General features: G+C 32.7%; 13 protein-coding genes and 1 pseudogene. 11 read left to right on the top strand and 3 right to left on the bottom strand.

Going from position 1 to position 16208, the window contains the following annotated elements:
• The first annotated feature begins 22 nt into the window (after nucleotides 1-22).
• Both R9X47_RS06100 and R9X47_RS06095 read left to right on the top strand, forming a co-directional pair.
• On the top strand, nucleotides 23-334 hold the full coding sequence (locus tag R9X47_RS06100; RefSeq protein ID WP_432665847.1) for a cupin domain-containing protein: 312 nt from the start codon (nucleotides 23-25) through the stop codon (nucleotides 332-334).
• A gap of 9 nt (nucleotides 335-343) precedes the next feature.
• Complete coding sequence (locus R9X47_RS06095) at nucleotides 344-1081, top strand: sulfite exporter TauE/SafE family protein (RefSeq protein ID WP_432665846.1); 738 nt, start codon at nucleotides 344-346, stop codon at nucleotides 1079-1081.
• Nucleotides 1082-1133: 52 nt separating this feature from the next.
• Here the strand turns inward: R9X47_RS06095 and R9X47_RS06090 are convergent, their stop codons facing one another.
• On the bottom strand, nucleotides 1134-1541 hold the full coding sequence (locus tag R9X47_RS06090) for a C-GCAxxG-C-C family (seleno)protein (protein ID WP_432665844.1): 408 nt from the start codon (nucleotides 1539-1541) through the stop codon (nucleotides 1134-1136).
• A gap of 402 nt (nucleotides 1542-1943) precedes the next feature.
• On the opposite strand from R9X47_RS06090, the gene R9X47_RS06085 reads away from it, so the two are divergent.
• Together R9X47_RS06085 and trmB are read left to right on the top strand one after the other, a co-directional pair.
• On the top strand, nucleotides 1944-3560 hold the full coding sequence (locus R9X47_RS06085) for a putative manganese-dependent inorganic diphosphatase (protein ID WP_432665843.1): 1617 nt from the start codon (nucleotides 1944-1946) through the stop codon (nucleotides 3558-3560).
• A 38-nt stretch (nucleotides 3561-3598) separates the two neighbouring features.
• Nucleotides 3599-4243, top strand: coding sequence for a tRNA (guanosine(46)-N7)-methyltransferase TrmB (trmB, locus tag R9X47_RS06080; RefSeq protein WP_432665842.1), 645 nt, complete (start codon nucleotides 3599-3601; stop codon nucleotides 4241-4243).
• Nucleotides 4244-4313: 70 nt separating this feature from the next.
• Here the strand turns inward: trmB and R9X47_RS06075 are convergent, their stop codons facing one another.
• Complete coding sequence (locus R9X47_RS06075; RefSeq protein WP_432665841.1) at nucleotides 4314-4721, bottom strand: VOC family protein; 408 nt, start codon at nucleotides 4719-4721, stop codon at nucleotides 4314-4316.
• Between the two features lie 565 nt (nucleotides 4722-5286).
• Between R9X47_RS06075 and R9X47_RS06070 the strand changes: the two genes are divergently transcribed.
• The 5 genes from R9X47_RS06070 (at nucleotide 5287) to R9X47_RS06050 (ending at nucleotide 12268) form a co-directional block, all read left to right on the top strand.
• On the top strand, nucleotides 5287-7206 hold the full coding sequence (locus R9X47_RS06070; protein WP_432665840.1) for a serine protein kinase: 1920 nt from the start codon (nucleotides 5287-5289) through the stop codon (nucleotides 7204-7206).
• 431 nt (nucleotides 7207-7637) lie between these two features.
• Complete coding sequence (yhbH, locus tag R9X47_RS06065) at nucleotides 7638-8825, top strand: sporulation protein YhbH (protein ID WP_432665839.1); 1188 nt, start codon at nucleotides 7638-7640, stop codon at nucleotides 8823-8825.
• 10 nt (nucleotides 8826-8835) lie between these two features.
• Entirely contained in the window at nucleotides 8836-10209 is a 1374-nt protein-coding gene (locus tag R9X47_RS06060) for a SpoVR family protein (protein WP_432667590.1), read from the top strand.
• A 281-nt stretch (nucleotides 10210-10490) separates the two neighbouring features.
• Nucleotides 10491-11423 carry a tetratricopeptide repeat protein gene (locus R9X47_RS06055; RefSeq protein ID WP_432665838.1) on the top strand — a complete coding sequence of 311 codons (933 nt, stop codon included), beginning with the start codon at nucleotides 10491-10493 and terminating at the stop codon, nucleotides 11421-11423.
• Between the two features lie 29 nt (nucleotides 11424-11452).
• Nucleotides 11453-12268, top strand: coding sequence for a DUF3298 and DUF4163 domain-containing protein (locus R9X47_RS06050; RefSeq protein ID WP_432665837.1), 816 nt, complete (start codon nucleotides 11453-11455; stop codon nucleotides 12266-12268).
• Between the two features lie 73 nt (nucleotides 12269-12341).
• On the opposite strand, the gene R9X47_RS06045 is transcribed toward R9X47_RS06050, so the two are convergent.
• Nucleotides 12342-13499: an MFS transporter gene (locus R9X47_RS06045; protein ID WP_432665835.1), complete on the bottom strand. Its 1158-nt coding sequence runs from the start codon at nucleotides 13497-13499 to the stop codon at nucleotides 12342-12344.
• 349 nt (nucleotides 13500-13848) lie between these two features.
• Here R9X47_RS06045 and larC point away from each other — a divergent pair.
• Both larC and R9X47_RS06035 read left to right on the top strand, forming a co-directional pair.
• Nucleotides 13849-14646 (top strand): annotated as a pseudogene (gene larC, locus R9X47_RS06040) (nickel pincer cofactor biosynthesis protein LarC); the annotation flags it as partial.
• A 191-nt stretch (nucleotides 14647-14837) separates the two neighbouring features.
• Nucleotides 14838-16178, top strand: coding sequence for a radical SAM protein (locus R9X47_RS06035; protein WP_432665834.1), 1341 nt, complete (start codon nucleotides 14838-14840; stop codon nucleotides 16176-16178).
• Nucleotides 16179-16208: the final 30 nt, after the last annotated feature.

Genomic DNA, 16208 nt, shown 5'->3' with positions numbered 1-16208 from the left:
AATACATACGGAGGGATAAATAATGATTGAAAAATTATATAAGTATTCTTTAACTGATAAGGATCTATTTGAAAACATTGTAGATGATGAAAATCTGAGACTAAATCATGTAGTGATTGAAAGTGGAAAGTTTTTTCCAAGACATAAAACAGATGCCCATGTATACATTATTATATTAAAAGGACAGCTTAGCATTGAAATAGGAGAACAAGAGGAGAAGAGATTTGGTAAAGGTGATGTTATAAACATACCTTTTGGAGTTGATTCAAAACTAGGAAATGATACAGATACAATAACAGAAGCCTTTGTAGTAAAAATAGATCCTGACAAGTAGGAGGGGAATATGGAAAACCAGCTAGCAATAGTAATTATAGGATTTATAGTAATACTTTGTTCAGGAATAATACAAGGAGCGACAAGCTTTGGATTTTCCCTATTAGCACTACCTATTTTAGGAGCATTTATTCCACTGAAAATGATTGTTCCCATGTTAGTAATATATAGCCTTATAATGAATTCAATAATTCTTTATAAAATAAGAGAACACGTAAAATTGAAAAGAATGACCTTGCTAATTGTCTCTGCTGTTATAGCTACACCAATAGGAGCTAACATGCTTATTAATCTTAATGAAACCTTTTTAAAGATTGGAGTAGGAGTTATAGTTACTATATCGGCATTGTCATTTTACTTTGGATATAAATTTAAGATTAAAAATGAAAAGATCGCGTATATTCCAGTTGGATTCATGAGTGGATTATTAAATGGAAGTGTTAGCTTAAGTGGTCCACCGGTGATTTTATTTTTAGCTAATCAGGATGTAGAAAAGCAAGTTTTTAGAGCTACTTTGACGGCTTATTTTTGGCTGCTGAACATTATGACTTTAATAACCTTTATATATAAAAAGCTAATTGATGTAGAGGTTTTAAGAATCACAGGATATTTATTACCTGCCCTAATTATTGGGGTATTAATAGGGATAAAGCTAGGAAATAAGATAAAGGAAGAGACCTTTAAGAAGTTAACTACTGTTTTAATGATTTTTATGGGAGCATTATCGATTGTTTCTGGGATAAAATAGAAATATAAGGGAATGTCTCATATACTATTTTCTGAGACATTCCCTTAAGTATTTACAAACTTAATTCCCTTTTCACAATTACATCAAGACATTCAGCCGCTTTTATAATAACTTTATCACAGCCTTTAAATAATGAACGATGACTTTTCTTGAGAGGCTTACAGATTATTGAACCCATCTCATTTTCATATGAATTTAATAATTCCTTAGTTAACTCATTAATCTTATTACTTTTATGAGCAGTATCTTCAACAAACAGCTTGCTCAAAACCATTACTGCAGCCGTTAAGGCTCCACAGGCCTCTTCAATAGCCATTCCGCCACCAAATCCTGCAGCCAGCCTTAAGGCATCCTTGTCCAGTCCAAGATCATAGGCTTCATTTGCTCCATACAGAATCTTCTCTGCACAATTAAGCTTTTGATCCTTTCCAAATCCATTCTGAATTAAATCCTTTAACATATTTTTTCCCCCTAAATTAAAAATTCCTTGATATTAAAGCATGTATATGTTATAAATTTCTAATAGAGATAAGCAACTTCAAGGTTTAATAAATTTCAAAGAAAAAATGTAGAAGCGTTCATTGAGGTCATTTCTCGAAGAGAAATCTGACCAAAAACGAAAGAATTCGATGTTCTTGAGTTTTTCTATATTTTCTTTGAAATTTATTTTAAATGTTAATGTTGTTTATCTATAGAAAGCAAATAAACTGTAGTATAATTTGATAGAATATATTGATAGAGAACAATCTTGACTTCATTATGGCATAGATAAATTCAATATTCAAATAAGGATTTTTTATAGATATACATAATGATTATGATAATCAAAGTACATATTATAATAATTTGGAGGGTTAATATAATGGTTTATATTTTTGGTCACAAGAACCCCGATACGGATTCAATAATGTCTGCAATTGCTCTATCCGATTTAAAAAATCAATTGGGCCATAAAACTGTGCCAAGGGCACTTGGAAATATAAATAAAGAAACGAAATACATATTAGATCATTTAGAAATCGATTATCCAGATGTTATGGATAATGTAAAAACTCAAATAAAGGATCTAGACTATGATGATATCAAGGGTATAAGTCCACACCATTCCATACTAAACGCCTATAAGCTAATGGAGCAGAATAAAATAAGAACACTTCCTATTGTTGATGAAAATAATGAACTGCAAGGTTTAGTTACAATGAAGGATGTAGCTATGGGCTTGATCAAAGGGGATTTTTATTACCTAAAAACTAGCTTACGCAATATAGCAGAGGATATAGATGGAGAGATATTAGTAGAAAATGATTCTGAAATAGAGGGCAGAATATATATTATCTCATATTATAGAGGGACTTTAGCTCAAAATGAAATACTAACCAAGGATAGCATAGTCATAGTTGGAGATAGATATGATATCATTGATTATGCAATAGATTGTGGAGTTAAACTGCTTATCATAACAGGTGGCGAGAAACTACCTCAGAAATACATTGAAAAAGCACATAAAAACAAAGTAAACCTAATAATTGTAAACACAGACACCTATACAATTTCTAAGCTTATTAATCAATGTAATTATGTGTCCTCCATAATGATAAGCAAAGATATAGCAAGGTTTAACGAAAAGGAATACTTAGAGGATGTAAAGGAAGAACTTATAAATAATAGACATTCCTATTATCCAATCGTTACAGACGATAATAAGTACTTAGGATTTATTAGCCGAAGACATCTCTTAAAGCCGAAAAGAAAAAAGGTAATCTTAGTAGATCATAATGAATACTCTCAAAGCGCTGAAGGCTTGAGTGAAGCTGAGATTTTAGAAATTATAGACCATCATAAGATAGGGGATATCTCTACATTATCACCTATAAGCTTTAGGAACGTACCAGTTGGGAGTACATGTACAATAGTTTTTCAGATGTATAGGGAGTGTAATGTAAAAATAGATAAGAAAATTGCTGGTGTGCTTATTTCAGGAATTATATCGGATACGCTCTTTTTGAAATCTCCTACAACAACTGATATAGACAGATTGGCAGTTGATGAGCTTAATGCAATACTCAAGCTAGATATTGAAAAGTTTGCAATGGAAATGTTTAAAGCAGGAACATCCTTGGAAGGGCAAAGTATCGATGAGATATTTAATAAGGACTTTAAGGAATTTAATGCTGAAGGCAATAAGATTGGGATAGGCCAGGTATTTACTCTAGACATAGAAGAGGTTTTAAACAGAAAAGATGAGTTCTTAGAGTTCATGAATACTATTCATGAAAATAAAGATTACTTTATTACATTCTTGCTAATAACAGATATATTGAAAAATGGATCATATATGTTATTCCGAAGCAATAATAATGGCATTATTTCTAATGCCTTTGGAACGAGTGCATACCAAGGTATGTTTATAAAGGATATTGTGTCAAGGAAAAAACAAGTTATACCTAAACTAGTTGAATCGATAAATATGATGAGGTAAGGAAACTACATAATTTTTTTTACGAAAGGATGAATAACTTGAGGCTAAGATATGTTAAAGGTGGACTAGAAAGATTAGAAGAACATTGTAAGGTAATTACTAAACCAGAAGAGTATAAAGGAAAATGGCGAGAGCTGTTTAAGAATGACAATCCTATACATGTTGAGTTTGGATCAGGACGTGGAGGCTTTATAATGGGGATGGCAGAACAAAATCCTGATATAAATTATCTAGCCTTTGAAAGGAATTCTAAGGTTATTATAAGAGGTGTAAATAAGTTACCGGAAAACCCGTCAGACAATTTCTACCTTGTTCATTCAGATATAAGAAAAATTGAAGATATCTTCAATGAAAACGAAATAGATAGAGTTTATCTAAACTTTTCTGATCCATGGCCGAAAAAAAGGCACAACAAGAGAAGACTTACGTATAGAAGGTTTTTAAAGCTTTATGAAGAGCTATTAGTACCACAGGGAGAGCTTCACTTTAAGACAGATAATGTTCTTTTATTTGACTTTTCAATTGAAGAATTAAATGAAGAAAATTGGGAAACTTTAATGGTAACTAGAGATTTACATAATAGTGAATATGTAGCGGGTAATGTAATGACAGAGTATGAAGAGAAATTTGTTAAAAGGGGTCAAGCGATAAATAAACTTATTGCTAAATCACCAAAAAAATAATTAATCCGGGTTAATATAGGGACAGCAGGTAGATAAAAAGGCCGCTGTCCCTTTTCTACTGTCAATTCAATTAATCAAAGGAAAAGGAAGGCCAATCATTATTTCTCGCCCACTCTAGACGGTGCTCAAGAGTATTGTAGTGTAACTCTAACTTATGGCCATCAGGATCAAGAAAATAAAAAGAATCTCCTTCTGAAGTGTTATCCTTAAAAGTCTCAACACCTCCCTTTATAAGCCGTTCTTTTAGGTCGAGATAATCTGTTGAAAGCACATTAAAAGCAATATGAGTATAGTTTTCAAACGGTTCAGTTCTAGCTTTTTCGTCCTTATTCAAAGCGATCCATATGTTACCAGCTAATAAATATGCACCTTTATCCCAATGTGCTACTAGCTTTAAACCTAATAGTTCTACATAAAACTTGATAGATTCATCTAGATTTCTAACTGCAAAGGTGATGTGATTTACTCCATTTATCATGCAGTGTCCCTCCTCTAATGGATATTAGATAATTATCTAATTAGATGATTGCATTGTAATATGATGGCATTATTTTGTCAAGAAATAAGCTATGTAGAATGCACTTATAAATCTACATTTCGGTTTTTTGAATAGCCAATGCTTCTGGGGCTATTCGAGGAATCGAAATGTAAAAGATTTATTGCAACTTCTATAGCAAGAAAATTAGAAATGTCTCTGTTCTAGTTAAATTTTCAATGTCCAAATGTCTAAAAAAAATAATATTTATGCAAAATATTCAAATTTAGACTCCCTAATTAAAACCAAGATACATATAATATCTACAAGATACAGCCTTTGTTATCCCAAAAACACTAGTTTTTGTATTAAACATGTAAGATTCTTGTTTTAAATTATAGTAAAGCTACATAAATATTTATAATAACAAAGTAAATGCTTCTGAAATATGTAAAGGTTAATCTCTATAAAAGGGGTTATCAGAAAGAAACTTGAAATCAAGAAGATTACTTAAATGCATTATGTAGCTGATAATATTATCTTCTAAAAAGGAGGGCTTATAAACTTTATGGTTAAATTTTCTGAGCTAATTAGAAAGGATAGAGAAGAAAGAAAAAAGGAAAAATTTGAGGGGACTTTTTTAGACTATCTAAGGGTGCTGAAAGAAGATCCCGAATTATCTATGCTGTCTCATCAAAGAATGTATGAAATTATAAATGATGAAGGCATAGAGGTCATTAATACAGTAGAAAACCCAAGACTGAGAAGAATATATGGAAATGATGTTATTAAGGAATATGGTTTTTTTAAAGACTTTTATGGAATTGATAAGACCATTATGAAAATAGTCAACTATTTTAATACTGCCGCAATGAAGGGTGAAGAATCCCGCCAAGTACTTTACCTTGTAGGACCAGTTGGAGCAGGAAAATCATCTATAATGGAAGCTTTAAAAAAGGGTCTGGAAAGAAGTAAGCCAGTATATTCTATAAAGGGTTGCCCTATGAGGGAAGAGCCTCTTCATCTAGTACCTAACCATCTAAGAGAACAGTTTGAAGAATTACTAGATGTAAAGATTGAAGGTGATTTATGCCCAGTTTGTAGATACAGACTAAAGGAAGAGTATAATGGTGAATTTGAGAAGTTTCCTGTAGAAACTGTAGATTTTAGTATCAGATCTAGGAAAGGTGTAGGAGTAGTTCCGCCGGTAGACCCAAATAACCAGGATACATCTGTATTAATAGGATCTGTAGATATTTCAAAGCTAGATTTATATCCTGAAGATGACCCAAGGGTGCTATCGTTAAATGGAGCCTTTAATGTAGGAAATAGAGGGGTTGTAGAATTTATAGAGGTATTTAAAAATGAGATAGAGTATCTCCATACTATGATTACAGCCACCCAAGAAAAGAGTATTCCGTCGCCGGGTAAGTCTTCGATGATCTATTTTGATGGAATAATATTGGCACACTCCAATGAGGGTGAATGGAATAAATTCAAGTCCGATCATACTAATGAAGCTATTTTAGATAGAATTGTAAAGATTGAAGTACCCTATTGTCTAGAGCTAGACGAGGAGATTAAAATATACAATAAAATATTAAAAAGAAGTAAATTTGATGCTCATATAGCACCACATACAATAGCAGTTGCATCTATGTTTGCGATTTTAACCAGGTTAACAGCTTCTTCAAAGATTAACCCAATCACAAAATTAAAGATCTATAACGGTGAAGAGATTGTAGAAAAGGGAACTACTAAGAAAATAGATATACTTGAGCTAAGGGAAGAGGCACTTAGAGAGGGAATGACTGGTATATCTCCAAGATTTATCATGAAGGTCTTGGATCACTCAATAGCCGAATCTCCCCATAATTGTATTAACCCTATATCGGTTCTTGAGACCCTAATAAAATCTGTTAAGGAGTTATCTATTGGTGAGGATGCTAAGAAAAAATATTTAAACTTCCTACAGAATGTTATTAAAAAGGAATATAACAAGCTATTGGAAAGTGAAGTTACAAAGGCCTTTATACATGGATATAGAGAGCAGGCAGAGGACCTATTTAATAACTATTTGGACCATGCCGAAGCATTTGTGAATAAAACAAAAATAAAGGATAAAAGTACTGGTGAAGAATTAGAACCCGATGAAGAGTTCTTAAAATCAATAGAGGAACAAATAAAAATAACAGGTAGTGCAGCTAAAGGTTTCAGACAGGACGTTACATCATATATGTTCTATGTAATGAGAAATGGAAGTAAAATTGATTATACATGTTATCAGCCTTTAAAGGAAGCTATAGAAAAGAAGTTAACTACATCGGTTAAAGAATTAAGTAGAGTTATTACACGTACAAAGGTAAGGGATAAGGAGCAAAATAAAAAGTATAATGCTATGGTAGAAGAAATGAAGAAAAATGGATACTGTGAGCATTGCTGCAACGTGATCCTGAAATATGCTGCAAATAATCTATGGAAGGATTAATCTTATTGAGATAAAAAAACTTAAGTTTAAACTGGAAATTTGTAGCTGACAAAGTTGGATTAGAGGATTTTGTCAGCTGCACCTTATAGTTCTACGCTTGTAAAGTTAAACCTACTCAAGTAGTCACTGAGAATCCTTTTGGCTCATCATATCAACCTATTTTTTCTATATGATTTTAGAGGAAAAAAAGGTTAAAATCAAAGTCTCATATCAAGATTTAAAAGGAAGACTTTGATGAAACACATAACGGAAATTATAAAATTATATGCAGATCAAAAGGTTTATAATTTCCTATGTGTTATAAAAATCGCTCAAAAGGAAACCTCAGAGACTACTTTCGTTCCTTGAGTTTTGTTGGCGTAGAACTATAAAGTAATGACACTTTAAAGTTTAATAAATTTTAAGGTGTCATGACCATAGGAGGTGAAAATTTGGCAATATTTAGGGAGTTTGATAGTAGAGGTAGAGATCGATCTGCTGAAGATAGATTAAGACATAGAAAGCTAGTTGAGGATTCTATAAAAAAGAATATAGGTAATATTATTGCTGAAGAGAGTATTATTGGGAAAAGCAAGGATAAAAAAATAAAAATACCTATAAAGGGAATAAAAGAGTATAGATTTATATATGGGAAGAATAAGCCTGGCGTAGGTTCCGGTAAAGGCGATGAAAAAAGAGGAGATATAATCGGGAGCGATCAGATAGAACAGGGTGAGGGTGAAGAGCAGGCAGGAAACAACGAGGGTGAGGACATATATGAAACAGAAATCACTATAGAAGAGTTAATAAATTATTTATTTGATGATCTAGATTTGCCTTATATGCAAAGAAAGAAATTTAATGAAATAGAATCAGAAAAGAAGTTTAAAAGGTTGGGGTATCAGAGAAAGGGAATAAAACCTAGGCTTGCTAAAAAGAGGTCAGTAATTGAAAAGATAAAGAGAGAGAAGGCAACAAATCGGGGAACAGAAAATGAAGTTGAATCGAGTATAGAGAGTGAAGAAAAAGAAAGGTTCCCATTCAAAGAAGATGACCTAAGATACTATCACCTTAGAAAAGATGTTAAAAGAGAGAGTAATGCCGTTGTTATATGTATTATGGATACCTCAGGATCTATGAATATTACAAAAAAATATATAGCTAGAAGCTTCTTTTTTCTTTTATATCAATTCGTTAGATTAAAATACTTAAATGTAAAAGTAGTATTTATCTCCCACTCGACTGTTGCGAAGGAGGTAAATGAGGATGAATTTTTCCATAAGGGACAATCGGGAGGAACATATATTAGTAGTGGATATGAAAAGGCACTTGAAATAATTGAAGAGAGATACAATCCTTCAGTTTGGAATGTATATGCATTTCATTGCAGTGATGGAGATAACTGGAGAGAAGATAATAATAAAGCTGTAGAAGCAGCTAAGAAATTGAGTGAGACCTGTAATCTTTTTGGGTATGGTCAAATTGTTGTAGGCGGATATATACCAACCAGTTCAATAAAATCTGAATTTCTCACAAAGGTCAAATATCCAAACTTTTCAGTTGTTACCATTTCAAGAAAGGAGGATATTATTCCAGGTCTAAGAAAACTACTAACAAAGGAAGTTGGACTTATGGAATAATAACTTGATTATGATGGAATATACTATTAAACAGTTGGAAGAATGGGATAAGAAGATCATAGAAATAGCGAAATCAGAGGGGTTAGATTATTATCCTCAAGAATATGAGATTTGTAATTTTGAAGATATGATATGCTATGAAGCATATGTTGGTATGCCTTCACATTATCCGCACTGGAGTTATGGCAAAGCCTATGAAAGAAAAAGGGTACTTTACAGATATAACCTAGAGGGTTTACCCTATGAAATGGTTATTAACTCTAATCCATGTATTGCGTATCTTATGAGGGACAACACATTACTTCTGCAGATATTAACTATGGCCCATGTATATGGTCATAATGATTTTTTCAAGAACAATAGACTTTTTGTAGAAGGCACAAAGGCTGACTATACTGTGGAAATGTTTAAAATTCATGCCGATAGAATAAGAAGCTATACAGAGGATCCTACTATTGGTTATGAAAAAGTTGAGCGCATTTTAGATGCAGCCCATGCATTAAAATTTCATACTTCAAGATTTGTTGGACTAAAAAAGTTATCTGAAGAAGAAAAAAAAGAAAGACTGCTCGAAAAATATTACAATGATATAAAAGTTACAAGCCCATTAGATGAAAAAAAAGATATACCTTATCCTGATTTAAACAAGATACCATTAGAGCCTACCGATGATATATTAAATTTCTTGATTGAAAATAGTAATTTAGAGGAGTGGGAAAAGGACATTCTCCTTATTGTGATGGAAGAAACGAAATATTTCATTCCACAAATAGAGACGAAGATCATGAATGAAGGATGGGCAAGCCACTGGCATTATAAAATATTGAACCAATTAGAGCTTCCACAAGGCTTGCACATGGAATTCTTAAATAGGCACAACCAAGTTATCAGACCATTTTATGGGAGTATAAATCCCTACTATGTCGGATTTAGAATATTAGAAGATATTGAAGAAAAGTATGGAACAGAAAAAATATTTGAAGTCAGACAGCTAGAGCGGGATCAATCATTTATAAGAAAATACCTTACTGAGGAGTTAGCTAATGAATTTAATATATTCCAGTATAATAAAAGAGGTAGCAATTATGTAATAGATGAAGTTGCAGACAAAGATGGCTGGAAAAAGATAAGAGATACGTTAGCAAATATGGTTGGAATGGGTGGTATCCCTTATATTAAAGTCAGCGAAGTTTTAAAGGATAACTCGCTCCTTTTGGTTCACGAGTATGATGGTAGAGAACTTGAACTAAATTATGCATATGAGACCTTAAAGCATGTTGCGACGCTTTGGGGAGGAAAGGTAATATTAAAAACCGTTGTAAATAAACTGGATAAGCGCATTATCTGCAGTGAAGATAAGACTATTACTATGTTAGGTGCTTAGGGGGTGTATCAGAATAGCGAATCTCAAAGCCTTGAACTTCGTTCATTCTGAAACACTGGAGGGGCTGAACTCATAAGATGTTTTTATGAGACAGCCTCTTTTTATATGTAAATAATGGATATATATAGTACCATAAAGATCTCACATTCTGAATATTTAACAGGAAAATGATAAATCTTTGGAATGGGATAGATTTTTAGGAACTTATATACTTGATTTGTTTACAAAATCATTTATACTTATATCTGTATATAGATTTATTAAACAAGAAAGGTTCTGAAATGGAGAAAAAGACATATAAGGTTAATAACTATAAAAATATTGCTAAAGGATTTCAAGATGAGGGTCAATTACTTAAGGCCCTAAAATTTTATAAAAAGGCCTATAGCCTTGAAGGCGGAAACGAAGATATTGACCTATTATTAGACATGGCGCTATTTTTTGATGAATTAGGTGATATAAAAAAAGCAGAAGAAAAATATAATGAAGTACTTGGAATCGATTCTAGTGAAGCTAGAGCATACTATGGATTGGCGATTTTACATGATGATAGAGAAGAATATGTAAAGGCCATAGAATATTATAAAAAAGCGACTGAGATGGATCCAAATTATGATAGAGCATACTTCTTTTTAGCTAATATTTATGACGAAATGGGAGAAGTTGATAAAGCGATAGACTGTTATAAAAAAGTAATAGAGATGAATCCAGGGGATTTCTGGGCATATGTGAATTTGGGTTCTATTTATGAAGACAATGATATGAATGATTCTGCTATGGAAATGATGAAAAAGGCTTTGGAGATTATGCCTAGTCACTATATAGCTATATTCAACATGGGAGTAATCGAAAAAAAATTAGGAAGAATTGAAAAGGCTAAAGAATGCTATAAACTGTCTATTGAAAAAAATCCACATTATCCATATAGCTTTCTAAATCTAGCTATAATATACAAAGAAAAGAAGGAATATAGAAAAGCAGTTAATATAATTAGTGAAGGGATACTTAGAAATCCAGAGATATCAGTTTTATACTATAATAGGGCATGCTTTTATATTCACCTAAGTGAGTTAGAAAAAGCATTAAGAGATGTTGTGAGAGCTACTGAGCTGAGCCCAAAGCTTATTGAATACGTTCAGAAGGATGAAGAGTTAGATCCTATTAAGGACCTTGAAGCCTATAAGATTATGTTTTCTGACAAAATAGAGAATTAGGACAAGCTAATGAAAGGAGATGAGTTTACATGAAGAAAGTGATTATAGCCTGTACGATACTGTCAATGATAACTGCATGTAGTGCTAAGCCTGTGATAGAGAAGGATAGTTCTCCTGAGGTTACTATTGAGAAAGAAGAAACTACTAAAGAAGAAATTGCTAAAGAGGAAACATTATTAGATAAGTATAAAAAAATACAACCTATAATTGTGAAAACAAAGGTAGAAGAAGAAATATCAGAAAATGTATACGAATGGAAAATAAACAGACCAGGGTTTGAGGGAATTGAAGAAAAGAGAGCCTTAGAATTAATAAATAAAGAGATTAATGAAGATATAGACAAATATATAGAAAGAATGAGTTACATAAAGGAAGTTGAAGAAGGGGAAGAGAGAGTCTCTGCTTACAGCTTTTTTATAGAGACCGATGTAGCAACTAATCAGAATGGGATACTTAGTATTGGTTTAGATATGTATGAGTATACTGGTGGAGCCCATGGTAACTATTGGACACAGTTTTACAACTTTGACTTGCTAGAGGGAAAAGAGATAGAGTTAAAGGACTTTTTTGAAGAAGATGTAGATTACTTAGAGTTGATATACAAAAATATCTTTGAGCAAATTAAAAATAATGAATATTGGACAAAAAACCTTCAGGAATACTATTACAAAGATAAGGAGCCGCTAATATTTTTTATTCAAGATGGAATGATTAAAATTTACTTTGCTGCATATGGATTGGGTTCATATGCCGATGGTGAACAGATATTTGAAATTAAGATGGAGGCAGTTGAAGGTAAGCTTTCGGAGTTTGGAGAAATTATTTACTCTATTCCTACATCTTAGATTAATATAACTGGGGTTGGACTCATAAAATACATCTATGAGACGACCCCTTTAGTAGTTAATAGATATTTTACTAATACCTAGGCTTAAAGATTTTTATTGGATATATCATAGCTATTAATGAAATGATAGCCGCTAGACCTAATGAAATACCCATTGACAAAAATATAAATCTAATAGAATTGTTTCTAAAAACCCTGCCCCAGATATCTAAAAATAAAGGAGAAATAAACTTTCCAAACAGTATTGAATTACTTACTATTGAAATTGAGAAGGCATTAGAATGCCCAGGAGAAGCATCGGCTACGTTCAAGAACAAAACTGGCTTTAATATTCCTAGGCCGAAACCAACCATAAAATTTGAAATCAATATAAGAGTCAAATTATGAGAAGTATATAAAAGTAAGAAACCTAGACTCATAATGCTTATTGCAAAAGGCACTCTGAAGCGCTTGAATATTTTAGAGATTTGTCTTAGGCATATTCCACTTATAAAACCAGCCAAGGTAACAAAGGAAGTAGCTATACCAGAGTAGCCGGAATTACCAATACCTTCACTTTTGATAAATAATGCAATATTTGTAATGACGGCATAAAAAGCAATATTTAAGAAGAAGGCAAGAATAGCTATAGAAATTACTCGATTATTAATTGAAAGACCTTTATTGGTAGTGCCATCTCTACAGGGGGGCTCGGGCAATCCCAGAACAACCAATATTAGTACAGGTATAGCTATTGAATACACAATAAAAATATATCGCCAATTATATATAGCTAGTGCGCCTGCAAGAAGGGTAGCTATAATTCCGCCCAAATTTGCAACCGCATTGGAAAGTCCCATCATAACAGTTCTCTCGGTACCCTTATAGAAATCTGCCACTAGTGAAGTCGCAAAGGGCATCAAGAGACCCATCCCTGCTCCTAATAGAGCCCTTGTAAATAAAAGTTCATTTATAGTTCTAGCAAATCCTCCACTTATACCGCCAACAAAATAAACAATAAGTCCGATAATAATTATTCTTCGCTTTTTTACTGTCGAAGATATTTTTCCTGAGATTAAACTGAATGGTATGATAACAAAGGATGGTAAGGTAAGAACCAGTTTTGTTAAAAAAGATTCAGCATTGGGAAAAGCACTGTTTATTTCACCTAGAGCCGGGGAAACTGTATTACTAGTCATAATGATAAGTAATGAAATAGATAGTATTGCAGGTTTAACTAATTTATTCATTTGTTATTCACCCCAATAATTCTGTTATTCTTTCTAAGTATTTTAATTATCCAGATCTTTTATTCAGATATATTGAAGTAAATATTCAAAAGGATAGGAAAATAGGAGCAAAAAGGATTGAGAACAAAATATAGAAATAAGTATATGCTATATAATGCTCGGATGATTATGGTATCTTGACTTTATAAACACCATTCTTATAAAATAAATGAGGATAGTATTAATAGTAGTATATGAGACGGAAGATGAAGTGAAGCTTTGAAGGAAGTTGATGAAGTCCTTGGATCAGTTAAGGATTTTTCTGAAATGCAGTGGAGAGTTATTGATTAATTTTGGGGAGTGATAGGATATGAAGATACTATATTATGATTGTTTTGCAGGGATTAGTGGAGATATGAACTTAGGTGCTATGATAGACTTAGGTGTAGATAATGAGTATTTATTGAATGAACTTGCAAAGCTAAAATTAGAATCAGAGTATGAGATAAAAATAGAAAAAAGAATTAAAAACGGGATTCACGGTACCAAGGTAGACGTTATATTAAAGTTTAAGAAAGAGCATAGTCATGATCACAATCATCACCATGATAATCACCACAGCCATGAACACCATCATCATGAACCCTCACATAATCATGACCATGTACATAGAAATCTTGGAGATATTGAAAGCATTATTAATAATAGTGAGTTAAATAAGAATGTGAAAAGAATGAGTATAGATATGTTTAAAGAAGTTGCAAAGGCAGAAGCAAAGGTTCATGGAAAGGATCTCTACGAAGTGCATTTCCATGAGGTTGGAGCAATTGACTCTATTGTAGATATTGTCGGAGCTGCTATTTGTATAGATTATTTAAAACCTGATAAAATCATGGCATCACATATTGAGGTTGGTGGAGGATTCGTAAAATGTGCCCATGGATTGATGCCGGTTCCTGCTCCAGCGACGGTAGAGATATTAAAAGGTATACCAATCAAAGCAGGAAGAGTAAATTTTGAAATGACTACCCCAACTGGTGCAGCGATATTAGCATCAAACGTGGAGTCCTTTGTGGATAAAATGGAATTTACTATAGATAAGATAGGATATGGATTAGGAACAAGGGAATTGGAGATACCAAATGTACTTAGAGTGTATTTAGCTAAAAGCCATAAATAGAAATTGAAAAATAAAGGATACAAAAAATAGCCATGATAGGATAAAGCCTATCATGGCTATTCTTTTGTTTCTAAATAACATACTTAATGGTGTGAGCCTCTTTTATTATATTTTCTGACATAAGTATTAACATATTCGAATAAATTTTAGATAGTATACTAATTTGAGGGGGCAAGACTATGAAAACTGCTAAAGGGTTGATTAGCTCAGTGGTCTTAAAGGAAGGATTAAAATACGTAGAAAAAGAGCCAATGAAGAACTTGCCTAAGTTGTTAAATTGGGCTGATAAACTGGCTAAGAAGGAATACCATAAAAATAATATTAAGCTCTTTAGAGACATCTGTGATGATCCAGAAAGTAATTGGCATACACTTATAGAAAGATACTTTGAAGAGTTAAACCCCAATGCTAGAAAAAAATCATTAATCAATTTTTTTGTTAATTCAGCCATTATGGGCTTACCTATTAGGGATAAGAAAAAGAAAAAGCATGACTGTAATGTACCTTGGGCAATATTGCTGGATCCGACATCGGCTTGTAACTTAAAATGTACAGGATGTTGGGCAGCAGAATATAACAAGTTCGACTCTTTAGATAATGAAACTATCAAAAAAATCATTAAAGAAGGAAAAGAGCTTGGTATATATATGTATATATTTTCAGGTGGTGAACCCCTGGTTCGCAAAGATGACTTAATAAAGATAGCCGATGAACATAATGATTGTATGTTTCTGGCCTTTACCAATGCAACATTAGTTGATGAGGACTTTGCTAAGGAGTTGGCTCGGGTAGGTAATTTTGCCCTTGCTATAAGCATAGAAGGGTTTGAAGAGGACACTGATATGAGGCGGGGAAAGGGTACCTATAAGAAAGTAATGAAATCCATGGACCTCTTAAGAAAAGAGGGGGTTGTTTTTGGATTTTCAACCTGTTACCATAGTAAGAACACTGAGATTGTAGGCTCAGATAAGTATGTAGATTTCTTAATTGAAAAAGGATGCATGTTTGGATGGTACTTTACCTATATACCTATTGGGAAGGATGCGGCTTTAGAATTATTAGTTACTCCTCAGCAGCGTAAATATATGTACAATAGAGTTCGGGAAATGAGAAAAGACAAACCTGCCTTCATACTAGATTTTTGGAATGATGGTGAATATGTTGATGGCTGTATAGCAGGAGGTAGAATATATTGCCATATAAATGCCAATGGAGATGTCGAACCATGTGCTTTTATCCACTATTCAAGTGCAAATATAAATGAAGTGACGTTGTTGGAAGCCCTGAAATCTCCACTGTTTATGGAATATAAAGATGGGCAGCCCTTTAATAGTAACCATTTAAGGCCTTGTCCTTTACTCGATAATCCAGATAAATTAAAGGAAATGGTGGAAAGATCATGTGCATATTCGACACAGCCAGTAGATAAGGAGTCGGCCAGTGAACTTACTTGCAAATGCCAAGCTGTATCAAAAAAATGGGCTGAGACTGCTGAAGAACTTTGGAATGAAAATAAGTAACTTAATATATAGATAATAAGGGTGAGTAGT

Source organism: Wukongibacter baidiensis (assembly GCF_050888315.1).
Classification (GTDB): domain Bacteria; phylum Bacillota; class Clostridia; order Peptostreptococcales; family Caminicellaceae; genus Wukongibacter; species Wukongibacter baidiensis.
The sequence above is the reverse complement of the archived record's forward strand: the minus strand, read 5'-3'. Positions and strand labels throughout refer to the sequence as shown.